The 272-nt window shown below is 48.2% G+C and carries 1 pseudogene; it reads left to right on the top strand.

The annotated features are described in order from the left end of the window. Window positions 1-72: 72 nt before the first annotated feature. Window positions 73-272: pseudogene (locus A3763_RS26935) on the top strand (IS5/IS1182 family transposase); the annotation flags it as partial.

The following is a 272-nucleotide window of genomic DNA, read 5'->3' as shown; positions in this document are numbered from 1 at the left end:
GCCGAGCAAAATGTGTACGTTTGTCCTGCCAAGCAAGCGTTAACACCCAGAGGGCAAGCAAGAGATAAAGGCATGATTTATAGGAACTATAACTGCAGCGTCAAAATTTGTAGAGTTTGCAGCCTGCAAACCCAATGCACCAAAACAGCCACTCCCCGAACAATTCGTCGTTGGGAGCATGCTAGTCGCATTGAAAAGATGACCGAGCTTCTGGAGTCCAAACCTGACAGCATGGTGATCAGACAACAAACCGTCGAACACCCATTCGGTAC

The organism is Oleiphilus sp. HI0128, assembly GCF_001635365.1.
This window is presented reverse-complemented; position numbering and strand designations above follow the sequence as displayed.